Origin of the sequence: Acidovorax sp. (genome assembly GCF_046341535.1) — a bacterium.
GTDB lineage: Bacteria > Pseudomonadota > Gammaproteobacteria > Burkholderiales > Burkholderiaceae_C > Acidovorax.
On sequence record NZ_JBKDRI010000137.1, the window covers coordinates 50,206 to 73,134 of the forward strand.

20 protein-coding genes and 1 tRNA gene are annotated in these 22,929 nt (G+C 63.8%); 4 read left to right on the top strand and 17 right to left on the bottom strand.

The window, feature by feature from the left end:
* Positions 1-154 precede the first annotated feature (154 nt).
* The 16 genes from ACK543_RS09990 to rpsB all read right to left on the bottom strand — a co-directional run bounded on the left by ACK543_RS09990 (position 155) and on the right by rpsB (position 15,221).
* Complete coding sequence (locus ACK543_RS09990) at positions 155-928, bottom strand: TrmH family RNA methyltransferase (protein WP_409942700.1); 774 nt, start codon at positions 926-928, stop codon at positions 155-157.
* Entirely contained in the window at positions 925-1,563 is a 639-nt protein-coding gene (rnhB, locus tag ACK543_RS09995; RefSeq protein ID WP_409942701.1) for a ribonuclease HII, read from the bottom strand. The genes ACK543_RS09990 and rnhB overlap by 4 nt, the downstream gene beginning before the upstream one ends.
* Complete coding sequence (lpxB, locus tag ACK543_RS10000; RefSeq protein WP_409942702.1) at positions 1,532-2,692, bottom strand: lipid-A-disaccharide synthase; 1,161 nt, start codon at positions 2,690-2,692, stop codon at positions 1,532-1,534. The genes rnhB and lpxB overlap by 32 nt, the downstream gene beginning before the upstream one ends.
* Before the next feature lie 11 nt (positions 2,693-2,703).
* On the bottom strand, positions 2,704-3,492 hold the full coding sequence (lpxA, locus tag ACK543_RS10005; protein ID WP_409942703.1) for an acyl-ACP--UDP-N-acetylglucosamine O-acyltransferase: 789 nt from the start codon (positions 3,490-3,492) through the stop codon (positions 2,704-2,706).
* Positions 3,493-3,513: 21 nt separating this feature from the next.
* Positions 3,514-3,954, bottom strand: a complete 441-nt coding sequence (fabZ, locus tag ACK543_RS10010; protein WP_409942704.1) for a 3-hydroxyacyl-ACP dehydratase FabZ — start codon at positions 3,952-3,954, stop codon at positions 3,514-3,516.
* Between the two features lie 16 nt (positions 3,955-3,970).
* Positions 3,971-4,954, bottom strand: coding sequence for a UDP-3-O-(3-hydroxymyristoyl)glucosamine N-acyltransferase (gene lpxD / locus ACK543_RS10015; protein ID WP_409942705.1), 984 nt, complete (start codon positions 4,952-4,954; stop codon positions 3,971-3,973).
* Between the two features lie 27 nt (positions 4,955-4,981).
* On the bottom strand, positions 4,982-5,500 hold the full coding sequence (locus tag ACK543_RS10020; RefSeq protein WP_409942706.1) for an OmpH family outer membrane protein: 519 nt from the start codon (positions 5,498-5,500) through the stop codon (positions 4,982-4,984).
* A complete protein-coding gene (gene bamA, locus ACK543_RS10025) occupies positions 5,500-7,797 on the bottom strand; it encodes an outer membrane protein assembly factor BamA (protein ID WP_409942707.1) in 2,298 nt (765 codons plus the stop codon). Before bamA ends, ACK543_RS10020 begins: the two co-directional genes overlap by 1 nt.
* Before the next feature lie 44 nt (positions 7,798-7,841).
* Positions 7,842-9,206: an RIP metalloprotease RseP gene (gene rseP, locus ACK543_RS10030; RefSeq protein ID WP_409942708.1), complete on the bottom strand. Its 1,365-nt coding sequence runs from the start codon at positions 9,204-9,206 to the stop codon at positions 7,842-7,844.
* Positions 9,207-9,232: 26 nt separating this feature from the next.
* Entirely contained in the window at positions 9,233-10,414 is a 1,182-nt protein-coding gene (ispC, locus tag ACK543_RS10035) for a 1-deoxy-D-xylulose-5-phosphate reductoisomerase (protein WP_409942709.1), read from the bottom strand.
* The gene (locus ACK543_RS10040; RefSeq protein WP_409942710.1) at positions 10,411-11,268 is read right to left on the bottom strand and encodes a phosphatidate cytidylyltransferase; all 858 of its coding nucleotides are present in this window, start codon (positions 11,266-11,268) and stop codon (positions 10,411-10,413) included. The genes ispC and ACK543_RS10040 overlap by 4 nt, the downstream gene beginning before the upstream one ends.
* Positions 11,269-11,279: 11 nt before the next feature.
* Positions 11,280-12,011, bottom strand: a complete 732-nt coding sequence (gene uppS, locus ACK543_RS10045; protein WP_409942711.1) for a polyprenyl diphosphate synthase — start codon at positions 12,009-12,011, stop codon at positions 11,280-11,282.
* Between the two features lie 30 nt (positions 12,012-12,041).
* Positions 12,042-12,602: a ribosome recycling factor gene (frr, locus tag ACK543_RS10050; RefSeq protein ID WP_409942712.1), complete on the bottom strand. Its 561-nt coding sequence runs from the start codon at positions 12,600-12,602 to the stop codon at positions 12,042-12,044.
* A gap of 60 nt (positions 12,603-12,662) precedes the next feature.
* Complete coding sequence (pyrH, locus tag ACK543_RS10055) at positions 12,663-13,385, bottom strand: UMP kinase (RefSeq protein ID WP_409942713.1); 723 nt, start codon at positions 13,383-13,385, stop codon at positions 12,663-12,665.
* Positions 13,386-13,431: 46 nt separating this feature from the next.
* Positions 13,432-14,358 carry a translation elongation factor Ts gene (gene tsf / locus ACK543_RS10060; RefSeq protein WP_409942714.1) on the bottom strand — a complete coding sequence of 309 codons (927 nt, stop codon included), beginning with the start codon at positions 14,356-14,358 and terminating at the stop codon, positions 13,432-13,434.
* A 110-nt stretch (positions 14,359-14,468) separates the two neighbouring features.
* Complete coding sequence (gene rpsB, locus ACK543_RS10065) at positions 14,469-15,221, bottom strand: 30S ribosomal protein S2 (protein WP_409942715.1); 753 nt, start codon at positions 15,219-15,221, stop codon at positions 14,469-14,471.
* A gap of 236 nt (positions 15,222-15,457) precedes the next feature.
* On the opposite strand from rpsB, the gene ACK543_RS10070 reads away from it, so the two are divergent.
* From ACK543_RS10070 to ACK543_RS10080, 3 genes are all read left to right on the top strand, one after another.
* A complete protein-coding gene (locus ACK543_RS10070; protein WP_409942716.1) occupies positions 15,458-16,813 on the top strand; it encodes an amidase in 1,356 nt (451 codons plus the stop codon).
* Between the two features lie 292 nt (positions 16,814-17,105).
* Positions 17,106-18,338 carry an FAD-dependent oxidoreductase gene (locus tag ACK543_RS10075; RefSeq protein ID WP_409942717.1) on the top strand — a complete coding sequence of 411 codons (1,233 nt, stop codon included), beginning with the start codon at positions 17,106-17,108 and terminating at the stop codon, positions 18,336-18,338.
* Between the two features lie 171 nt (positions 18,339-18,509).
* On the top strand, positions 18,510-20,048 hold the full coding sequence (locus ACK543_RS10080) for an NAD(P)H-hydrate dehydratase (RefSeq protein ID WP_409942718.1): 1,539 nt from the start codon (positions 18,510-18,512) through the stop codon (positions 20,046-20,048).
* Between the two features lie 173 nt (positions 20,049-20,221).
* Here ACK543_RS10080 and rnr read toward each other — a convergent pair whose 3' ends face one another.
* Positions 20,222-22,555, bottom strand: coding sequence for a ribonuclease R (gene rnr / locus ACK543_RS10085; RefSeq protein ID WP_409942719.1), 2,334 nt, complete (start codon positions 22,553-22,555; stop codon positions 20,222-20,224).
* A gap of 19 nt (positions 22,556-22,574) precedes the next feature.
* Between rnr and ACK543_RS10090 the strand changes: the two genes are divergently transcribed.
* Positions 22,575-22,659 (top strand) — tRNA-Leu (locus tag ACK543_RS10090).
* Positions 22,660-22,929 lie beyond the last annotated feature (270 nt).

Genomic DNA, 22,929 nt, shown 5'->3' on the forward strand with positions numbered 1-22,929 from the left:
CTCTCAGATAGGTTGTTGCTTTGGGTGCGGTCGGGCGACGCTGTTGCGAGAAAAGCCCCCGATTATATCCGCTCCGGCTTGCCGATTCATGGCTGGGCCGCGGCGCAACATGCCCTTTATCGGTGTTCAGTCCCCCTCAAGGGCGCCTTTGTTTTTAGCGAGCGGCTGCGCTGGCGTGAAGGCAGATGGCAGCAGCGGCTGCCACGTTCAGCGACTCCTCGCCACCCGGTTGGGCGATGCGGATTCGCTGACTGGCCATGTCCTCGATCTGCGATGACACCCCCTGCCCTTCGTGCCCCAGCACCCAGGCACAGGGCCAGGGCAGCGCCGCACGGTGAAGGGGGTCGCCACCATGCACATGGGTGACTAACAATGGAACACGCAAGAGCGCCAGGTCCTTCGCGTCAAGTCCCTCAATCAGGCGCAGCCCAAAATGCGCTCCCATGGCGGCGCGCAATACCTTGGGAGACCACAGCGCAGCGCTCCCCTTGAGGGCGAGCACTTGCCGGAACCCAAACGCCGATGCACTGCGAAGAATGGAACCGACGTTGCCAGCGTCCTGCACGCGATCGAGCACCACGGTGCCCGCCTCCGGCTGCACAGAGGGCGCAGGCGGCAGCTCCATGACAAAACCCATACGCGCCGGCGATTCCAAAGCGCTGATATCGGCGAAAAGGCTGTCGGCCAGCACGGTGACTTTGGTCGCCAAAGCGCCCCACTCGGCGTGCGCCTGCGTCCAGAAGGATTCCGAAAACACTGCAAGCGACGGACGCACGCCCCTTTGCACTGCGGCGCGGCAAAGATGGTCTCCCTCCAGCCAGACGCGCCCCTGCTTGCGGTAGGCCGTGGTGTCCTGCGCGAGGCGGCGCAGATCCTTCACCAGCGGGTTGTCGCGCGAGTGGATGACAGTGACAGAAGGCGCAGTCATCCCGTCGTCTCTTGCCGGAGCAGCCGTTCGGCTACGGGCGCAAACGACCGGCGGTGGTGAATGCACGCACCATGCTCGCGCAGCGCCGCCATGTGCAGCGCGGTGCCATAGCCCTTGTGCCCGGCAAAGCCGTACTGCGGAAACTGCTCGTGAACCTGTTCGCACCAGCGGTCGCGGTGCACTTTGGCCAGGATGGACGCCGCCGAGATCGACGGCACGAGCGCATCACCCCTGACGATTGCCTCTGCAGGAATATCCAGGACAGGAATCCGGTTTCCGTCAACCAGAACCATCGCGGGCTTCAGACGCAAGCCCATCACCGCGCGGCGCATGGCCAGCATCGTGGCCTGCAGGATATTGAGCTGGTCGATTTCCTCGACCGACGCCTCGGCAATGCTGCAGCACAGCGCCTTGGCGCGGATTTCGTCGTAAAGCCTTTCGCGGCGCGCAGCCGTCAGCGCCTTGGAATCAGCCAGCCCGGAGATGGGTCGCAAGTCATCCAGGATCACGGCCGCAGCCACCACCGGCCCTGCCAGAGGGCCCCGGCCAGCCTCATCCACCCCACTCACAAGGCCGGGTGAATGCCAGGGCAGACTGGCCTGCTCAGGCCTGGGCAATGATTTTTTGGATCGCATCGGCTGCCAGTTGGGGGGTGTCGCGTTGCAGGCTGGCATGCAACGCAGCAAAGCGCTGTTCAAGCGCTGCTATTTTCTGCGGGTTGTGCCGCCGCGCATCGAGCCAGTCGATGCAGGCCCCCGCAAGCGCCTGCGGAGAGGCCGCGTCCTGGATCAGCTCAGGCACCACGAAGTCACGGCACAGGATGTTGGGAAGCCCCACCCAAGGCTGCAGCTGCTTGCGCCGCATCAACCACCAGCTGATCGGGTGCATTCGGTAGCCAATCACCATCGGGCGTTTGAACAGCGCGGCTTCCAGCGTGGCCGTACCGCTGGCGATCAAGGTGGCATCACAGGCGGCCAGCACAGTGTGCGATTGCCCAGAAACCACACGCACCACATCACCCAGCCCGGCGGCCACCGCAGCCTGCACGATGCGGTCATGCAGCGACGGGACGGCGGGTACTATTATTTTTATAGCATTCCGCGCTTGATGGACAAGCGTGGCAGCCTGGAAAAAGACTGGAGCGATGTACTGGATCTCTGACGACCGGCTTCCGGGCAGGATGGCCAACACCTCATCATCGTCGAGCAGTTCCAATTGCGCTCGGGCGGCGGCGCGATCCGGCGCCATGGGAATCACCGACGCGAGCGGATGGCCCACATAGGTGGCGGGAATACCGTGGCTGGCCAGCAGTTCAGGCTCAAACGGAAAGATGCACAGCACATGGTCGGCACTGCGGCGGATCTTCTCCACGCGCTCGGCACGCCAGGCCCAGATCGACGGGCAGACAAAGTGCACCGTCTTGATTCCAGCCGCGCGCAAGTCTGCCTCCAGCCCCAGGTTGAAGTCGGGCGCATCCACGCCGATGAAGACATCGGGGCGGTCGGTCAGCAGGCGGTTGCGAAGGCTCTTACGGATGCGCAAGAGCTCGCGCAAGCGCCGCAAGACTTCCATGCTGTAGCCATGCACTGCCAGACGGTCGCTGGGCCACCAGGCTTCGAAGCCGCGGCGCGCCATCTGCGGCCCACCGATACCGCGTGACCGAAGATCCGGCCAGGTTGCCCGCATTCCATCGAGCAGCAGGCCTGCCAGCAAGTCCCCCGACGCCTCGCCCGCCACCATGGCCACCTGAGGTGCAGCTTTCATGCACGACGCCTTCAGCGGGCAATGCCGCGCGTGGAGCTATCGAGAAACGCCTGTACCAGCGCAATGTCAGTGGCGGCCTCGGGATGGGCCGCCGGCAGTTCGGCAATGGCGGCCCGGGCGGCGTCGAGCGTGAGGCCCTGGCGATACAGCAAGCGGTGCATCTGCTTGATGCCGGCCACCCGCTCAGCCGAGAAGCCACGCCGGCGCAGCCCCTCCAGATTGAGTCCACGCACCGCCAGCGGGTTGCCATCCACCATCATGAATGGGGGCACGTCCTGCGAGATATGGCTGCCAAACCCGGCCATCACATGCGCGCCGATCTTCACAAACTGGTGCACCCCCGTGAGGCCGCCAATGATGGCCTGATCGTCCACGCGCACATGGCCCGCCAGCGTTGCATTGTTGGCCAGGATGGTCTGGTTGCCGACCACGCAGTCGTGCGCAATGTGCACATAGGCCATGATCCAGTTGTCGTCGCCGACCCTGGTCACCCCGCGATCCTGTGCCGTGCCCAGGTTGAAGGTACAAAATTCGCGGATGGTATTGCGGTTGCCGATGACGAGATGCGTCGGCTCCCCCGCGTACTTTTTGTCCTGCGGCGCAGCCCCCAGGGATGCGAACTGGAAAATCCGGTTGTCCGCGCCGATGGTTGTACGCCCTTCGATGACGCAGTGCGCACCCACTGTGGTGCCGGGCCCGATGACGACCTGCGGGCCGATCACCGCATAGGGCCCCACGACGACGGTCTCATCCAGCGAAGCGCCATGGGCCACAATGGCCGTCGGGTGGATGTTGCTCACGTTCAACCCGCCCTCAAACCATCAGGCGACATTGCGCATGGTGCACATGAGTTCGGCTTCGCAGGCAACCTCTTCGCCCACAGTGGCAACGCCCTTGAACTTCCAGATGCCACCGCGCACACGGTCAATGGTGATATTGAGCACAAGCTGGTCACCGGGTTCCACCGGGCGCTTGAACCGGGCGCCGTCGATACCCACGAAGTAGTAGATGTTGTTCTCGTCCGGAACCTGACCCATCGCATCGAATGCCAGCAGCCCAGCGGCCTGGGCCAGTGCTTCGAGGATCAACACCCCTGGCATCACAGGGCGACCAGGAAAATGCCCCATGAAATAAGGCTCGTTGAACGTCACGTTCTTGATCGCCTTGATGCAGGTGTTTCTCTCCAGCTCGATCACCCGGTCCACCAGCAAAAAGGGGTAACGGTGCGGCAGCTGCTTGAGAATTGCGTGGATATCCATCATCGAGTTGTTCTTCCGTTCATGCTGCCTTGAGCGCCCGCTCCAGCGACTTGATGCGCTCGCGCAGGCTGTGCAGTTGTTTTAATGTTGCCGCGTTCTTTTCCCAGCGCGCATTGTCGTCGATGGGGAACATGCCGGTGTACTGTCCAGGCGTCATCAGCGACCGCGTCACTACGGTGGCAGCCGAGATATGTACGTGGTCAGCAAGCTCCAGATGCCCCAAAACGATGGCACCCCCTCCCACGGTGCAATGCGCGCCAATGGTGGCACTGCCCGCAATGCCCACACAGCCCGCCATGGCGGAATGCTTGCCGATGCGCACGTTGTGGCCCACCTGGATCAGGTTGTCGAGCTTGACGCCGTCCTCGATCACGGTGTCCTGCAGTGCACCCCGGTCGATGCAGGTGTTGGCGCCGATTTCAACATCGTCGCCGATACGCACCGCACCGAGCTGCTCGATCTTGACCCACTGCCCGTTTTCGGGTGCGAAGCCAAAGCCGTCAGCCCCGATCACGACGCCAGCATGGACGATGCAGCGCGCGCCGATGCGGCAGTCTTCGCCTAACGTGACGCGTGACTTGAGAACCGTACCCGGCCCTACAACCGCCCCGCGCTCAATCACGCACAGCGGGCCGATGAGCGCAGTTGGATCGATCACGGCAGAGGGGTCGACCACCGCGCTGGCATGGATGCCAGGGAAGATTTGCACCGACATGTGCTGGCGCCACAGTTGCGTGGCCCGCGCGAAATACGCATAGGGGCTGTCGGTCACGATACACGGTCCGCGGGCCAAAGCAACGTCACGCATTGCGGGCGCCACAATGACACAGGCCGCCCGTGAGGCGGCCAGCTGCTGTTGGTAACGGGGGTTGCTCAGGAAGCTCAGCTCTCCTGGCCCCGCGTCCTCAAGTGGCGCGATGCGGGAGATGTCGGTATCACGCACGCCCCCACCTTCCAGCGAACCACCGAGCGCATCAACGATGTGCCCCAGCAGCAGGCTCACACACCACCCGCTGCGTATTGAGGCCGCTTACTTGCTACCCGCTGCATTCAGGGCCTTGATCACCTTGTCGGTGATGTCGTGCTTGGGATTGATGTACACGGCCTCCTGAAGGATCACGTCGTACTTCTCGGCCTCTGCCACCTGCTTGACGACCTTGTTGGCGCGTTCGAGCACGGCCGACAGTTCTTCGTTCTTGCGTGCGCTCAGGTCTTCCTGGAATTCACGGCGCTTGCGCTGGAAATCGCGGTCCTGGTCCACCAGTTGGCGCTGGCGCGTCGTGCGCTGGCTCTCTGCCATCGTGGGCGCTTCGCGCTCAAACTTTTCGCTGGCGGTCTTGAGCGTGTTGCCCATGTCCAGCAGTTCCTTCTCGCGGCGGGAGAACTCCTGCTCCAGCTTGGCCTGCGCCGCCTTGGCAGTGCTTGCCTCGCGGAAAATACGGTCCGTGTTCACAAAGCCGGCTTTGAATTCCTGTGCCTGTGCTGAAGCGGCCAGGGCCACCGTGCCCAGCAGCAAAGCCAAAGAGAAATGGCGGGAAAAAGATTTCATTAGAAAGAAGTTCCGATCTGGAATTGCAGTTTCTGGATTCTATCGCCGGCAAATTTGCGTACCGGCTGCGCAAACGCCAGACGCAAGGGGCCAAGCGGGGAAATCCAGCTCAAGCCCAGGCCTACCGACGCACGCATGTCGCTGAAGCTCACTTTGTCGTGCTCGCCGTACACATTACCCACATCGACGAACGTGAAGACACGAAGGGTTCGGTCATTGCCAGCCCCTGGGAACGGCGCGATCAATTCAGCATTCAGCGTGACCTTTTTCGGGCCGCCGATGGATGCCCCAGTCACATCACGCGGTCCCAGCGTGCCCTGATCAAAGCCACGCACCGAACCCAGCCCGCCTGAGTAGAAATTCTTGAATACCGGAAACGGCCGACCGTTCATACCCTTGCCCAGGCCCAGCTCTCCATTGAACGCCACTGTGAACCGCTTGTTCAGCGGAATGTATTGCTGGTACTGGTAGTTCGCGCGGACATAGCGCGCATCACCGGCCACAGACCATTCGGAGTTCAGGCGCTGATAACGGCCTGAATTGGGCGCCAGCGCGCTGTCGCGATCATCGCGCGACCAGCCGACCGTCAGGGGAATGGAGTTGCTGCTGTAGCCAAACTTATCGGCATAGGCCAGATAGGTAGCCGGGATATTCGTGCCTGGCTTGATCGTCGTTTGCTCCAAGCCGCCGCCGAAGAAGACGGTATCTGTTTCACTGAAGGGAACACCAAAGCGGATCGAAGCTCCCTTGGTCACCAGCTGGTAGTTGCCGCCCTGGTCTTCATAGGGCTTGTCGGTACGGTAATACACATCCACCGTACGGGAGATCCCTTCGGCGGTGAAATAGGGGTCGGTCGTGCTGAACACCAGCGTGCGTCGGTACTTGCTGGTGTTGACATCGATGCCCAGGTAATTGCCCGAGCCAAAGATGTTTTCCTGCTTGATGCCAAATGACAGCGATGCCTTTTCCGCAGTGGAAAAGCCGACGCCCAGCTGCAGCGAGCCGGTGGGCTTCTCGGCGACGTTCACGACCAGGTCCACCTGATCGGGCGAGCCGGGCACATCCTGCGTCTCCACATTCACTTCCGTGAAGAACCCAAGCCGATCCACACGGTCACGGGAGAGGCGGATCTTTTCGCCGTCATACCAGGAAGCCTCGTATTGGCGGAACTCGCGGCGGATGACTTCGTCTCGCGTGCGGTTATTGCCACTCACATTGATGCGCCGCACATAAGCGCGGCGCGCGGGCTCGGCCTGAAGCACCAGCACCACCCGGTTGGTTTCGCGGTCCACATCAGGCACGGCCTCAACGCGAGCAAATGCAAAACCGAATCGGGCGAAATACTCCGAAAACGCCTTGGTCGTCTCAGTCACCCGATCCGCGTTGTAGGGCTCGCCAGCGCGAATGGTGATCAGTGACTTGAACTCGTCTTCGCGCTCAAGGTAGTTGCCTTCGAGCTTGACGCCGGCCACCACAAACCGCTCGCCTTCGGACACGTTCACGGTGATCGAGATATCCCGCTTGTCCGGAGAAATGGCGACCTGGGTGGACTCCACACGGAACTCAAGAAAACCCCGCTGCAAATAATAGGAACGCAGCGTCTCGAGGTCGGCGTTGAGCTTGGTGCGGGAATAGCGATCAGACTTGGTGTACCAGCTAAGCCAGCCGCCGGTGTCCTGGTCAAACAGGCCTTTAAGCGTGGATTCACTGAATGCTTTGTTGCCCGTGATGCGCACCTCTTTGATGCGCGCGGGATCGCCCTCGACGACTGTGAACGTGAGATTCACCCGGTTACGCTCGATGGGCGTGACGGTGGTCACGACCTCGACGCCATAAAGGCTTTTGTTGATGTACTGGCGCTTGAGCTCCTGCTCGGCCCGGTCGGTCAAAGCCTTGTCGTAGGGTCGCCCCTCGGTCAGACCCACATCGCGCATGGCCTTCTTCAGTGCGTCTTTGTCAAACTCGCGGGCACCGACAAAGTCCACATCGGCGATCGTCGGGCGCTCCTCAACCACCACAACCAGCACATTACCACTGGCCTGAAGCCGGACGTCCTTGAACAGACCCAGCGCAAACAGTGCGCGGATCGCCGCAGCGCCCTTTTCGTCGTTGTAATCGTCACCGATCCGCAGCGGCATGGATGCGAACACCGTCCCCGGCTCCACGCGCTGCAGACCCTCGACCCGAATGTCCTGCACCTTGAAAGGCTCCAAAGCCCAGGCCGCATTGGCGGCAAAAACCATGGCTGCAACGGCTGATGCGGTACGCACGCCCAGGCGATTGATGTGTGTTTTCATGAATGAATCGGGAGCCGCCGTTGGGTTGCTATCGCGGCAAAAGGTTAGCCAAAAAGCCGGGTGACATCATTAAAGAGGGCGATGGACATCATGAGCATCAGCACGGCAACGCCACCGCGCTGCAAGCGCTCCAGCCATACATCCGACACGCCCTTGCCGGTCACACCTTCCCAAAGATAATACATCAGGTGCCCCCCATCCAAGACGGGCACAGGCAGCAGGTTCAGCACCCCCAGGCTCACACTGATGAGGGCCAGAAACACCAGGTACTGCGAGATGCCCATGCTGGCCGATCGTCCGGCATAGTCAGCGATGGTCAGCGGCCCGCTGATGTTCTTGAGCGAGGCTTCCCCGATCACGATGCGGCCCATCATGCGCAGGGTCAGGATGGAAACGTCCCATGTTTTCACGACGCCCACCCACGCGCCCTCCAGAAAGCCGTACTCCACGTTAACGAACTCGGGGGGCGCACCCACATAGGCGCCAATGCGTCCAACCGTTGCCCCCTGGTCGGTCTTTGCATCGGGTGTGACGTCGATCGTCAGCATGCTGCCGCCGCGCTCAATGCGCCAGGGTTGGGTCAAGGACGCACCTTCCTTGACCGACTGGCGGATCAGATCGCGCAGCTGCTGCCCGTCCACCACGTCGGTCGAGCCGACGTTGAGCACCAAATCGCCCGCGCGCAGACCGGCACGCGCAGCCGCACCATCGGGCACCAACTCGCCGATCACTGGTCGTGTCCAGGGCCCGACGACGCCGATCTTGCGAAAAAGCTGTGCGTCCGCCTCCCGGGCGTCGATGGCCGACATGTCCAGAACGACTTCGCGCGATGCAGACGCACCCTGTGGACGGATTTCAAGGCGCGCCCGGTCACCCTCCAGGGCACTTCGGGTCAACAACCAGCGCAGGTCTTCGAAAGAGCGCACATCTTCCAACTCGTCTGCGCCCAGCGCTGCGCGTTCGACCAGCTCGCCACCGCGCAAACCCGCGTTGTAAGCCACAGAACCCGCCACGGGACTGGCCAGCACCGCCTTGGGCTCCTGCACACCGTTCCAGTTCACCAACGAGTACAGCAGCACGGCGAGCAGCAGGTTGGCCAACGGCCCCGCGGCCACGATGACGGCGCGCGATCTCAGTGGCTGGGTGTTGAACGCGAGATGGCGCTCGTGCGGATCCACAGGAGCCTCGCGCTCGTCGAGCATGCGCACATAGCCGCCCAGCGGAAACGCGCCAATCACAAATTCGGTGGGCGACCCTTTGGGTTGCCAGCTCAACAGCGGACGGCCAAACCCCACAGAAAATCGCAGTACCTTGACCCCGCAGGCCACTGCGGCGCGATAGTGGCCATATTCATGGACGGCAATGAGCAGGCCGAGGGCAACGACAAAGGCAGCGATGGTCAGGAGCATGGAAGAGATATCCGCGTTCGGTGGACTCAGGCTGCCAAATGGTCTGCGGCGCGCTCTGCAGCAGTGCGGGCCAGCGCATCCAGATGGAGCAGCGACTCGATCGAATCGGGTTTGGAGGGCGATACCGCATCCAAAGTTGCAAGGTTGACGGCATGAATATGATCAAACCGCAACTTGCCCGCCAAAAACGCGCCCACGGCGACCTCGTTGGCCGCATTGAGCACGGCCGTGGTGCCCTCAGCCGACTTCAGCGCCTGCCAGGAAAGATGCAACCCGGGGAAGCGAGCGGCATCGGCTTGTTCGAACGCCAGCGCTCCAAGGCTTGCGAAGTCCAAACGGGTTGCGCCGCTCTCGATGCGCTCGGGCCACGCCAGGCCGCACGCAATAGGCACCCGCATGTCCGGCGTGCCCAACTGGGCCAGGATGGATGCATCCTTGAACTGCACCATCGAGTGGATGATCTGCTGCGGGTGGATGACCACCTTGATCTGGTCCGGGTGCAGGTCAAACAGCCAGCGCGCCTCAATCACTTCCAGCGCCTTGTTCATCATGGTGGCCGAGTCCACCGAGATCTTGCGACCCATGGAGAAATTGGGGTGGGCGCACGCCTGCTCGGGCGTGATGGCCGACAGGGTGGCAGGATCACGCTGCCGAAAAGGCCCGCCCGACGCCGTCAGCAGGATGCTGTCCACCCGCGCCGCCCAGGTCGATGCATCCTCCGGCAGGCACTGAAAAATCGCCGAATGCTCGCTGTCGATCGGCAGCAGCGTCGCTGCGCCGTCGCGCACCGCCTGCATGAACAGAGCGCCACCCACCACCAGCGCCTCTTTATTGGCCAGCAGGAGGCGCTTGCCAGCGCGCGCAGCCGCCAGACAGGGCGCAAGCCCCGCAGCGCCGACAATCGCCGCCATCACCGCATCGACCTCGTCGTGAGATGCTATTATTTCGAGAGCATCAGGCGATTGCAGGACGCGCGTAGGAAGGGAATTAGACTTGATTTTTTCTGCCAGCAGCGCCGCATGCGGTGCACTGGCCATCACCGCAAAGCGCGGGCGAAACTGCGCGCACTGCGCCAGCAACAGGTCCACCTGGGTTGCGGCGCTCAGGGCAAATACCTCAAACCGCCCGGGGTGGCGCGAGACCACATCCAGGGTGCTGGCGCCGATCGATCCTGTCGATCCCAAAACGGTCAATCGTGTCTTGTTCATAGCTGGGTTGTCAGACTGGTGAGCATCATGGCGAGCGGCAGCGTTGGAAGCAAGGCATCCACGCGGTCCAGCACTCCGCCGTGCCCCGGCAGCAGCGCGCTGCTGTCCTTGACACCCACGCTGCGCTTGATCAGGGATTCAACGAGATCACCGCATACGCTCATGGCAACCATGAAAAGTACGGCCACCACCAGCAGCCACCAGCCCTGCTGAGCCAGTCTGGTGTAGAAACTGCCCACCGCCGCATGCCAGTGTGCATCGGTAGCCACCCAGGCAAAGGCGAGCACCATCACACCGGCCAGGCCACCCCAGACGCCCTCCCAGCTTTTGCCGGGGCTGATGGACGGAGCCAGTTTGGTTTTGGTAAAGCGCAGGCCAAAGGCGCGACCCGCAAAGTACGCAACGATGTCGGCAACCCACACGAGCACGAGCACCGAGAGCAAAAAGTTGATGCCGATCTTGCGGGCCTGCACCGCTGCCAGCCACGCCAGCCAGAGCGCCAGCACACCCGCCACCAGCCTCATCAGCGACGGAATGCGCGCCCATCCGGGCACACCCGCGCGCAGCAGCCAGCCCGTGGCCAGCACCCACAGGCCGCCGCCTGCAGTCCACAAAGCGGCAAGGGGGCGATCGGTCCAGCCCAGCCACCATGACCCCGCGCACAGCGCAACGCAAGTGGCGCCCACGGCCACCGAACCTGCCTGGCCGAAACCGCTCAAGCGCCCCCACTCCCAGGCCGCTGCGGCCATGAGCACCAGGACGACGACCATGAACGGCGTGGGCAACGCATAAAAAAGCGCAGGCAGCAGGATGGCCAGCAAGACGATGGCAGTGATGACGCGCTGTGCAAGCATGACGGGGCCTTTCAACCCGGCACCGTAGCGGGATGCGCGGACGGGAGCTGTTCGGATGTTTTGCCAAAGCGGCGCTCGCGGCTCGCATACGCCGCGATGGCCTCGTCCAGCGCCGCCTCATCAAAGTCAGGCCACAGGCGGTCGCTGAAAAACAGCTCGGAGTATGCGGCCTGCCACAACAGGAAGTTGCTGATACGCATCTCGCCGCCCGTGCGGATGACCAGGTCCGGATCAGGCACATGGGCCAGGCCCAGCGAGGCGTGCAGGCTGGATTCGGTGATGGGCTCACCGCGCGCCGCAAGGGCAGCGGCCGCCTGTGCGATGTCCCAGCGGCCGCCGTAGTTGAAACAGACATTCAGCACCAGCCGCGTGTTGTCGGCCGTGGCAACCTCGGCCTGGGCAAGCCCATCGATCACCTTGGCCGACAGCCCGGCCCGTTCACCCACAAAATGCACGCGCACGCCATCCTTGCGCAACTGGGGCACCTCGCGCGTCAGCGCCATGGCCAGCAATTCCATCAGGCCCGAAACTTCGTCGGCAGGGCGATTCCAGTTCTCGGACGAAAAGGCAAACACGGTAAGCACGGAAACTCCGCGCTGCACGCAGGCACGCACACACCGGCGCAGCGAATCCACCCCTTGCTTGTGGCCCGCCAGGCGGGGCAAAAATCGACGCGTGGCCCAGCGGCCATTGCCATCCATGACGATGGCAATGTGGTGTGGCACCACCGGAAAACTAGGCATGTTTGGCGATCAGCATCCGCGTCAGGACGCTCAGACCGCCATGATTTCCTGCTCTTTGGCCGCCACCAGCGCATCCACCTCGGCAATGTGCCGGTCGGTGAATTTCTGCACTTCGGCTTCGGCGCGCTTTTGGTCGTCTTCCGAGGCCAGCTTGTCCTTGACCAGCTTCTTGATCGATTCGTTGGCGTCGCGCCGCAAATTGCGAATCGCGATCTTGGCGCTCTCGCCTTCATTGCGGGCCAGCTTGGTCATTTCCTTGCGGCGCTCTTCGCTCATGGGCGGCATGGGCACGCGGATCAGGTCGCCCATGGAGGCAGGGTTCAGGCCCAGGTCGCTTTCGCGGATGGCCTTTTCAATTTTGGCGCCCATGCCCTTTTCCCAGGGTTGCACGCTGATGGTGCGCGAATCGATCAGGGCCACATTCGCCACCTGACTCAGCGGCACAAGCGATCCGTAGTACTCGACCTGAACGGTATCGAGCAGGGAGGGGTTGGCCCGGCCGGTTCGGATCTTTTGCAGGTTGTTCTTGAACGCGGTGATGGACTGGTCCATCTTCGTTTCAGCAGTTTTCTTGATATCGGCAATCGTCATGTTTTCTCCTCGTGGGTGAATGGCCTGCCCTGGCGAGGCGGCTTCATGGCATGGTCGGCATCAGGCGTAAACCAGCGTTCCCTCGTCCTCGCCCATCACCACGCGCTTGAGCGCACCGTGCTTGATGATCGAAAACACTTTGACCGGCAGCTTCTGGTCACGGCACAGGGCAAACGCGGTGGCGTCCATGATGCCCAGGTTGCGCGACATCGCCTCATCAAAGCTCAGCTTGGTGTAGCGCGTGGCTGTGGGGTCGGTTTGGGGGTCGGCCGTGTAAACCCCATCCACTTTGGTGGCCTTGAGCACCAGCGCGGCGCCGATCTCGGCACCGCGCAAGGCTGCAGCGGTGTCGGTGGTAAAGAATGGGTTGCCCGTACCGGCGGCAAAGACGACCACCTTGCCTTCTTCGAGATACTGCAGCGCCTTGGGGCGCACATAAGGCTCAACCACCTGCTCAATGGCAATGGCCGACATCACGCGGGCCACCAGGCCCTGCTTGTCCATGGCATCGGCCAGGGCCAACGCGTTCATCACGGTGGCCAGCATGCCCATGTAGTCGGCAGTCGCACGGTCCATGCCGACCGAGCCGCCAGCCACGCCGCGAAAAATATTGCCTCCGCCAATGACGATCGCCACCTGGACGCCCAGGCGGGTCACCTCGGCGATTTCCTCGACCATGCGCACGATGGTCGCGCGGTTGATGCCAAAAGAATCGTCGCCCATCAACGCCTCACCAGACAGCTTGAGCAGGATGCGCTTGTGGGCTGGTACGGCAGTCGACATGGGCGATTTCTCCAAAGTGTGGCTCGGTCAGGGGGGGAGGTAAAAATCAGGCAGCGGCCTTGGCGGCAGCCACCTGGGCTGCCACTTCGGCGGCAAAGTCGTCCACCTTTTTCTCGATGCCTTCGCCAACCACGTACAGGGTAAAGCCCTTGACATTGGTGCTGGCGGCCTTGAGCATCTGGGCTACGGTCTGCTTGCCGTCGGCGGCCTTCACGAAGACCTGGTCGGCCAGCGAGACTTCCTTGAGGTATTTCTGCACCGCTCCGTCGATGCGCTTGGCCGTGATGTCGGCGCTTTGCGCGGGCTTGCCAGCGGCCACGAGCTCCTTGTTGGCTTCGTCGGCCTTGCCCTCAGCCACCGAGCGCTCTTTGGCGATCAGGTCGGCGGGCACGTCGGCGCTGGTCAGGGCTACGGGCTTCATGGCTGCCACATGCATGGCGACGTCCTTCGCAGCCACGGCATCGCCGTCGAACTCGACGACCACGCCAATGCGCGAGCCGTGCAGGTAGGCAGCCAGGTTGGAGCCGCTGAAGCGCTTGAAGCGGCGGAACGACATGTTCTCGCCGATCTTGCCGATCAGGCCCTTGCGCACGTCTTCCAGGGTGGGGCCAAAGCCGTCCTGCTCGTAGGCCAGTGCGCCAAGGGCTTCCACGGTGGCCGGGTTGTGCAGGGCCACCAACTTGGCTGCGGCATTGGCCATGGCGATGAAGCTGTCGTTCTTGGAGACGAAGTCGGTTTCGCTGTTGACTTCGACCAGCGCGCCGGTCGTGCCGTCGATGTAGTTGGCAACCACGCCTTCAGCGGTGACGCGCGAGGCGGCCTTGCCGGCCTTGGTGCCGAGCTTGACGCGCAGCAGCTCCTCAGCCTTGGCCATGTCGCCGTCGGCTTCCGTCAGGGCCTTCTTGCATTCCATCATGGGAGCGTCGGTCTTGCCGCGCAGTTCAGCAACCATGCTTGCGGTAATTGCAGCCATTTTTATTCCTTCAGTAATCAATTCAGTGGGTTCAGATTCATTCGGGCTAAAAAAAAGGGGGCTCACCAGGGGCCCCGCTTTGATTCGCGACGGATCGCGCAGCCGGGCTATCAGGCAGCGGCTTCTTGCACTTCCACGAATTCGTCGGTGCTTTCAGCGGTGGCGGCTTTCACGGTTTCGTTCACGGCGTTGGCACGGCCGTCGATGATCGCATCAGCGATGCCGCGGGCGTACAGCGTGACGGCCTTTGCCGAGTCATCGTTGCCGGGGATCACGTAGTCGATGCCTTCGGGGGAGTGGTTGGTGTCCACCACGCCGATCAGCGGAATGCCCAGCTTCTTGGCTTCAGCCACGGCGATCTTGTGGAAGCCCACATCGATGATGAAGATCGCGTCAGGCAGTGCAGCCATGTCCTGGATACCGCCGATGTCCTTTTCCAGCTTTTCGATCTCGCGGGAGAACGTCAGCTGCTCTTTTTTGCTCAGGCTATCCAGGCCAGCTTCCTGCTGGGCCTTCATATCCTTGAGGCGCTTGATCGAGGTCTTGACCGTCTTGAAGTTGGTCAGCATGCCGCCGAGCCAGCGCTGATCCACAAAAGGCACGCCAGCGCGCTGCGCTTCAGTGGCCAGGATTTCGCGGGCCTGGCGCTTGGTGCCGACCATCAGGATGGTGCCGCGGTTGGCCGCAAGCTGCTTGACGAACTTTTGGGCTTCCTGGAACAGAGGCAGCGACTTTTCCAGGTTGATGATGTGGATCTTGTTGCGGTGACCGAAGATGTACGGGGCCATCTTGGGGTTCCAGAAGCGGGTTTGGTGGCCAAAGTGCACACCGGCTTCCAGCATTTCGCGCATGGTGACGGACATAGAAAATACTCCAAAGGTTGGGTCTAAAATCCAGCCCCATTACTTGCGCACCGGGATGATTCACCCAGGGCGCAACACCTTGACGGGACTGGTTTGCGATTGCCTTGCCACGATCGCGGCATCAAGCCGCAGCGGTACCGAACGCCACACAAAGCGGCCGGTTGCCACCATGATCAAATGGACCGTTTCCACGGGTGCAAACGCACCCAGCAAAGCCCGAAGATTATAGCACACCCATGCTTTCCGACCTGACTGCCACCCGCGACCGCCTGCACGCCGGGGCCACCGCCGCCAGCGCCGAAATGGAGCGCTGCATCGCGGCGGCGCAGGCCCCATCCAACACCGGCAGCTTCGTTCGCGCGCTGTTTGATTCGGCCCGGGTCGAGTCTGCGCAACCCGACATGGCTCAGCGGCCGCTTGCAGGCCTGGCGGTTTCGGTCAAGGACCTGTTTGACATAGCCGGCCAGCCCACGCCCGCGGGCTCGACGGTGCTGGCCGACGCCCCCGCAGCCGCGGCCGACAGCCCGGCCGTGGCGCGACTGAAGGCGGCGGGTGCGGCCATCATTGGTCGAACCAACATGGTGGAGTTTGCTTTTTCGGGGGTGGGCGTGAACCCGCATTACGGCACCCCGTCGGCCTGGGATGCCCGCACCGGTGCACTGCCCGGCCCTGCCCGCGTCCCAGGTGGCTCATCGTCGGGCGCAGCGGTCTCGGTGGCCACGGGGGCGGCGTTCGTGGGTCTGGGGTCCGACACCGGCGGCTCCATCCGCATCCCCGCCGCCCTCAACGGCGTCGTGGGCTTCAAGAGCACGGCGCGGCTGGTGCCCACGCAAGGCACGGTGCCGCTGTCCACCACGCTCGACACGGCCTGCGCCATCACCCGCAGCGTGCGCGATGCCGTGGTGGTGCACGAAATCCTGGCCGCCAGGCGGGTGACGCGCAGCCCAGCGCCGCTGGATTTGTACCGGCTGGCAGTGCCCGGGCATGTTTTCCTGGACGGTCTGGACTCCACGGTGGCTCGGGCCTTTGCGCGTGCGCTCGACGCGTTGCGCGCAGCCGGAGCCCGCATCGACATGATCGACCTGCCCGCAACCGCGCGCCAACCCGCTTACGGGTTTTCGGCCCCCGAGGCGTTCGCCTGGCACCGCGAACTGCTGGCGCGCAGCGCCAGCCAGTACGACCCGCGCGTGCGCGCCCGCATCGAAAAAGGCAGTGCCATGATGGCCTGGGAGTACCTTGATCTCATGCGTGAACGGCAGGCGTGGATAGGCACCATGCACGACTCCATCGACGGCTACGACGCCATGCTGTTACCGACGGTGCCGATCGTTGCGCCACCCATCGCCGACGTGGCACCGGCAGACGGCCGCGACCCGAATCAGGACGCAGCCCGCGATGCGGAGTTCTTCCGCGTCAACGCCCTGCTGCTGCGCAACACCAGCGCTGTCAATCTGCTGGACGGCTGCGCGCTTTCGCTGCCCTGCCACGTGCCGGGCGAGCTGCCGGTGGGCTTGATGGTGTGGCACGGCGCGCTGCGCGACGACGCCGTGCTGAACATCGGCCTGCACATCGAACAAATACTACAAAAATGATAGCCGCATTGCCTTTACCATCAAGCGTAACCAGCCTAAAACTCTTTTAACCTAAAAACGGCAGTTGGATGCATTTGCCAGCGCTGCTTTTGGGGCGCCAGGCAAGGCGCGACGACGCGGCAGGCTCGTGCCTGCGAGGAGGAGCAACACCGCATGGCGCTCCAAAAGCGGTGCTGGCAAGTGCATAGCACTGTCACCCCAAAAGTGAGGCTGCGAAAACAACGCAAGGCCCGAGTCCACGCGGTGTGCGGCAAGATTACAGGCGGTCAACTGCCGTTTTTAGGTTTAATTCATGAAGATTGCCATCGTGGGTGCGGGCATTGCCGGCATGACCACCGCGTACGAACTGGCCAGGGATGGCCACGACATCACGGTTTTTGAACAGCGCAGCGCCGTGGCCGAAGAGGCCAGCTTTGCCACCGGCAGTCTGCTGGCCCCGCTGCTGCCCAGCGCCTGGGCGCTGCCGGGCTTTGGGCAGCCGCTGCGCCTGTGGGGCGCTGATGCCACCTTGCGCATGAAGGGCGGGCTGAGCGTGGCCCACCTGGCGTGGCTGCGGCGGTGGCGCCAGACTGCGCTCCGCAAGAAGGCCCCCGCCATGGCGCTGGAGGCGCTGGCCCGCTACAGCCAGACCCGGCTGGAGGCAATGGCCGCACGGCACGAGCTGGATTTCGAGGCCGTCAAGGGGCGCCTGCTGCTGCTGCGCAACGAGGCCGAGCTTGCCGCCATCGAGCCTGCGCTGCAGATCCTTCGGGACACCGGTCATGCGGTGCACCAGATCACGCCCGAGGCCGCGCGCAAGCTCGAGCCTGGCCTGCACTCCGAGACCCCGCTGGCTGCCGCGCTGCACATTCCTGGGGCCAGCGCGGGCAATTGCCGCCTGTTCGCCCACATGCTGCGCCAGGCCATCCAGGGCTTGGGTGTCACGTTCGAGCTCAACGCCACCGTCGAACGCATCAGCAGCAACCCTGTGGCGATCACGGTGCGGGGCGACACCCAAGCCCGGCACTTTGATGCGGTCGTGCTGTGCACCGGGTCAGCCCCGGCGGCCCTGATGTCTCCGCTGGGCCTGGTGTTGCCGCTGGTCGCCTTACACGGCTACACGGTGAGCGCACCACTGCGCGAAGCCACCCACGCCCCCGTGGCCAGCGTGACCGATGTGGCACAGCACATCAACATCACCCGGCTGGGGCAGCGGGTGCGCGTTGCGGGTGGCGCCGAACTGGCCGGGCCGGGTGCAGCGCACCATGCCCCCACCCTGCAGCGGTTGTACAGCGCAGTCAACGAATGGTTTCCAGGCGGTGTGCAGTTGTCTGCCGGAGTGCAGATCTGGCGCGGCGCGCGGTGGATGACACCCGATGGAGCGCCGGTGATCGGTGCCAGCGGCATCCCTGGCATATGGCTCAACCTGGCGCACGGCAGCCATGGATGGGCCCTGGCATGCGGCAGCGCACGCGCCACAGCCGACCTGATCGCTCAGCGCGCCCCCGAGGTGTCGCTGGAAGGCTTGGGGATGCGCAGGTTCTGACGCACGGGCACGCCCCTGGCGCAAGGACACCGGGGCGACACCGACGCAACACCCAGGTCGTGCCCCGCAACGCGACAGCCCGGCGCACAATGTGATGCAGGGCCTGACCACACCGGCCGGTCCCTTCGCAGCGCCCTGCCTCCAACGCCCCTGCCCTCCCACGCCGCCGCCATGCACCCCATCCACCCCGATCAGGTTTATCCGCTGTACGGCAGCGCCTCCACCCGAGCGATGGAGAACGCTGCTTCCGCTGACCTGCCCGCCCATGCACTGATGCAGCGGGCCGGCCTTGCCGTGGCGCGGCTGGCGATGGCCCTGGCACCACACGCGCGCACCGTCTGGATTGCGTGTGGCCCCGGCAATAACGGCGGTGACGGGCTGGAGGCCGCCATGCATCTGCGCCAGCAGGGCCGCCGCGTGCTGGTCACCTGGCTGGGGCAGCCAGATTCCGCGCCCGTAGACGCACGGGCCTCGTGGCAGCGCGTGCAGGACGCGGGCGTCGAGTGGACCGACGGCCCGCCGCCAACGCTCACGCGCGATGACCTGTGCATCGATGCGCTGCTGGGCATCGGCGTATCGTCCCGTCGGCACCTGCCACAGCGCCCCCCCGATGGCCGCATGCTGCAGTGCCTTCAGGCCTTGCAGACGCTTCAGGCGCACGGCACACCCTTGCTGGCCGTGGATGTGCCCAGCGGCCTGGATGCCGGGACCGGCCAGTTCACGCCGGGTTTCGAACCCGTGGCAGCGCCGCCAGGCAGCCATGGGGCGCCCCGCTACACCCTCAGCCTGCTCACGCTCAAACCCGGTCTGTTCACTGCCAGCGGGCGCGACGCCGCCGGGCAGGTGTGGTTTGACAACCTGGGCATGCCCCTTGCGCCCACGGGGCCTGCGCTGCCGGATGCATGGCTCAGCGGCCCACCGCCGTCGGCTGCGCGCGTCCATGCCAGCCACAAGGGCAGCTACGGTGATGTGGCGGTGGTGGGTGGCGAAGGCCTGGCCGCACGCGGCATGGGCATGACGGGCGCTGCGCTGCTGGCTGCATCAGCCGCCCTGCACAGCGGCGCGGGGCGGGTTCTGGTGGCGCTGCTCGACGACGGCCACCTGCAGCTAGACCCGCAGCAGCCCGAGCTGATGCTGCGCCGCTTCGACGCTCTGGCGCTGGAAGAACTGACGTTGGTCTGCGGATGCGGCGGCGGGCTCGCGGTAGGCCCGGTGCTGCCAGCCGTCCTGGCCCGGGCTGCGCGCCTGGTGCTTGACGCCGATGCGCTCAACGCCATCGCCGCCCGGGCCGATCTGGGCGCGCTGGTAGTGGCGCGCAGCCAGCAAGGGCAGCCCACGGTGCTGACACCGCATCCTCTGGAGGCAGCGCGCCTGCTGGGCCTGACCAGCGCAGACATCCAGGCCGACCGGCTGGGTGCTGCACGGCGGCTGGCGCAGCAGTTTCAATGCGTGGTCATGCTCAAGGGTTCGGGCACGGTCATCGCGGCCCCAGACGCCGTGCCCGCCATCAATCCCACTGGCAACCCCAAACTGGCGACCGCAGGCACAGGAGACGTGCTGGCGGGCATGGTCGGAGCCCGCCTGGCATCAGGCGACAGCGCCATGCTGGCCGCCTGCCATGCCGCCTACCTGCACGGCCAGACCGCTGACACCTGGCCAGCAGGCACAGCGCTCACGGCCAGCGCGCTGGCACGCCGCGTGAGCCCCTGAGCCCCTGAAGCGCCAGGGCGCGCGTCTGACGGCGGCGACATCGGGGCCCTGCCACCGCTGCTGACCCCAGAATCATTGATAAAGATAGCCTGTTACGCGCGCCAGTGCTCATTCATAGCTACTTTTTTGATAGCATTTGGCACGCGGGCAGTCTGTGCCTGCGCTGGCGGGCGTCAGCCCCTGCGGGGCTTGCGCGCCTTGCCTTTGCTGGACTTGCCCGCGGCCGCCTTCTTGACCGAAGCCTTGAGCGACTGGATGGGCGAGCGCGCAGCACGCTCGCGCGAGAGCCCCGCCTGTTCGGTGGCCGATGGGGCCAGCCCCTTGCCGGACTTGCGCCCACCAGCGCGGCTGCCCGCTTGGCGGGCGCCACCACCAGCACCCTCGGCAGCCACTCCCTTGTCCTTGAGCGCGCGGCCCAGCAGCTCTTCACCCTCCCGCACCAGGCGGAAGTCGATCTTGCGGCCATCCAGATCCACCCGGCTGACCTGCACCCGCACCCGCGCGCCAATCGCGTACCGGATGCCCGTGCGCTCGCCGCGCAGCTCCTGGCGCGCCTCGTCAAACTTGAAGTATTCACCGCCCAGCTCGGTGATATGCACCAGCCCCTCCACGTACATCGCGTCCAGCGTCACAAAGATGCCGAAGCTGGTGGCCGCACTGACCACGCCGCTGAATTCTTCGCCCAGATGCTCGCGCATGTACTTGCACTTGAGCCAGGCTTCCACATCGCGGCTGGCCTCGTCGGCGCGGCGTTCATTGGCGCTGCAATGCAGCCCGGCGGCCTCCCAGGCCAGGGTATCGCGGCTCGGTGCTTTCACATCCTTGCGTGGCTTGGCACCCGGAGTTGCTGCGCGAGCAGCCAAGCGCTTGGCCAGCTTGGCATGCGCCTCGCCCGGTGTGGGCAAAGACGGCAGCCGATACTGCGTCTTGCCCAGGATGGCCTTGATGACCCGGTGCACCAGCAGATCGGGGTAACGCCGAATCGGGCTGGTGAAATGGGTGTAAGCCTCAAACGCCAGGCCAAAGTGGCCGCTGTTGACGGGTGTGTAAATGGCCTGCTGCATGGAGCGCAGCAGCATGGTGTGGATCTGCTGCGCGTCGGGCCGCTCTTTGGTGGCCTCGGCAATGGCCTGGAACTCGGCGGGCTTGGGATCATCACCAATCGTCATGCCCACGGCCATGGCCTTGAGGTAGTTGCGCAGGATTTCCTGCTTTTCGGGCGTGGGGCCTTCGTGCACGCGAAACAGCCCGGGCTGACCACCCTGCGCAATAAAGTCGGCACTGCACACGTTGGCGGCCAGCATGGCCTCTTCGATGAGCTTGTGCGCATCGTTGCGGGTGCGCGGCACAATTTTTTCAATGCGCCCGTTTTCGTCGCACACGATCTGCGTCTCGGTGGTTTCAAAATCCACCGCGCCACGCGACTGGCGGGCCACCAGCAGGGCTCGGTACACATCGTGCAGGTGCAACAGGTCTTTCACCCGCGCCTTGCGCTTGCTGGCCTCGGGGCCGCGCGTGTTGGCCAAAATGGCTGCCACCTCGGTGTACGTAAAGCGCGCATGGCTGAACATGACCGCCGGATAAAACTGGTAGGCATGCACCTCGCCCTTGGCGGTGATCAGCATGTCGCAGACCATGCACAGGCGTTCTACCTCGGGGTTGAGCGAACACAGGCCGTTGCTCAGCTTTTCCGGCAGCATCGGGATCACGCGGCGCGGAAAATACACGCTGGTGGCGCGGTCATAGGCATCGATGTCGATGGCGCTGCCGGTCTCCACATAGTGGCTCACATCAGCAATCGCCACCAACAGCCGCCAGCCCTTGCCGCGGCCCACCTTGGCGGGCTCGCAGTACACCGCATCGTCAAAGTCACGCGCATCCTCGCCATCGATGGTGACCAGGGGCACGTCGGTGAGATCCACGCGGCGCTTCTTGTCCTGCGCCCGCACCTTGTCCGGAAGTTCCTTGGCTTGCGCCAGGCAGTCGGCAGAAAACTCGTGGGGCACGCCGTACTTGCGCACAGCGATCTCGATCTCCATGCCTGGGTCATCCACCTCGCCCAGCACTTCAGTGATGCGGCCCACGGGCTGGCCAAACAGCGCGGGCGGCTCGGTCAGTTCCACCACCACCACCTGCCCGGGCTTGGCGGCACCCGTGGCCCCTCTGGGGATCAGCACGTCCTGCCCATAGCGCTTGTCTTCTGGCGCCACCAGCCATACGCCGCTTTCCTGCAGCAAACGCCCGATGATGGGCTGCGGCGGTCGCTCAATGATCTCGACCACGCGGCCCTCGGGTCGCCCACGGCGGTCCTGGCGCACGATGCGCACGCGCACGCGGTCCTTGTGCAGCACCGCGCGCATCTCGTTGGGGGGAATGTAAATGTCGCCTTCGCCGTCGTCGCGAATGATGAAACCGTGTCCATCACGGTGCCCCTGTACGCTGCCTTCAATCTCCTGAGACAGGTGCGCAGAGGGCTGCGCGTCGAGGGTCGTTTTTTTGTTATACAATCTTAGTCTTTCCTGAAATGCCCAGGTGGCGGAATTGGTAGACGCACTAGTTTCAGGTACTAGCGAGTAACATCGTGGAGGTTCGAGTCCTCTCCTGGGCACCAAGTTTAACGAGAACCCACTGCGGTTTTCACAAATTTCCAAGCCGCTGTCTTTTGTCAGCGGCTTTTTTGTTTGCGGACATCCTGGATCCGTGACCTGATGGTCGATATTTTGCTGATTCTCCATTGAAATCAACGACTTGGATGCTATGTGACGTTTCACCCAGCAGGTGAAGCGACCATGACCGACTTTGTAATCAAACAATTGCCCTACGACTTGAGCAACCAGGCCGGTCTGGCCCTGATTGGCAAGCATCTCAAGCGCATCAACAT

Bases quoted from the DNA above. Each gene is read 5' to 3' on its own strand.
- ACK543_RS10080 (WP_409942718.1), top strand. From the start codon at position 18,510: ATGCACCCCATCCACCCCGATCAGGTTTATCCGCTGTACGGCAGCGCC.
- tsf (WP_409942714.1), bottom strand. From the start codon at position 14,358: ATGGCTGCAATTACCGCAAGCATGGTTGCTGAACTGCGCGGCAAGACC.
- rseP (WP_409942708.1), bottom strand. From the start codon at position 9,206: ATGCTCCTGACCATCGCTGCCTTTGTCGTTGCCCTCGGCCTGCTCATT.
- ACK543_RS10070 (WP_409942716.1), top strand. From the start codon at position 15,458: ATGCTTTCCGACCTGACTGCCACCCGCGACCGCCTGCACGCCGGGGCC.
- lpxB (WP_409942702.1), bottom strand. From the start codon at position 2,692: ATGAAAGCTGCACCTCAGGTGGCCATGGTGGCGGGCGAGGCGTCGGGG.
- rpsB (WP_409942715.1), bottom strand. From the start codon at position 15,221: ATGTCCGTCACCATGCGCGAAATGCTGGAAGCCGGTGTGCACTTTGGC.
- ispC (WP_409942709.1), bottom strand. From the start codon at position 10,414: ATGAACAAGACACGATTGACCGTTTTGGGATCGACAGGATCGATCGGC.
- rnhB (WP_409942701.1), bottom strand. From the start codon at position 1,563: ATGCGATCCAAAAAATCATTGCCCAGGCCTGAGCAGGCCAGTCTGCCC.
- pyrH (WP_409942713.1), bottom strand. From the start codon at position 13,385: ATGTCGACTGCCGTACCAGCCCACAAGCGCATCCTGCTCAAGCTGTCT.
- fabZ (WP_409942704.1), bottom strand. From the start codon at position 3,954: ATGATGGATATCCACGCAATTCTCAAGCAGCTGCCGCACCGTTACCCC.
- ACK543_RS10075 (WP_409942717.1), top strand. From the start codon at position 17,106: ATGAAGATTGCCATCGTGGGTGCGGGCATTGCCGGCATGACCACCGCG.
- bamA (WP_409942707.1), bottom strand. From the start codon at position 7,797: ATGAAAACACACATCAATCGCCTGGGCGTGCGTACCGCATCAGCCGTT.
- ACK543_RS10040 (WP_409942710.1), bottom strand. From the start codon at position 11,268: ATGCTTGCACAGCGCGTCATCACTGCCATCGTCTTGCTGGCCATCCTG.
- frr (WP_409942712.1), bottom strand. From the start codon at position 12,602: ATGACGATTGCCGATATCAAGAAAACTGCTGAAACGAAGATGGACCAG.
- uppS (WP_409942711.1), bottom strand. From the start codon at position 12,011: ATGCCTAGTTTTCCGGTGGTGCCACACCACATTGCCATCGTCATGGAT.
- ACK543_RS10020 (WP_409942706.1), bottom strand. From the start codon at position 5,500: ATGAAATCTTTTTCCCGCCATTTCTCTTTGGCTTTGCTGCTGGGCACG.
- ACK543_RS09990 (WP_409942700.1), bottom strand. From the start codon at position 928: ATGACTGCGCCTTCTGTCACTGTCATCCACTCGCGCGACAACCCGCTG.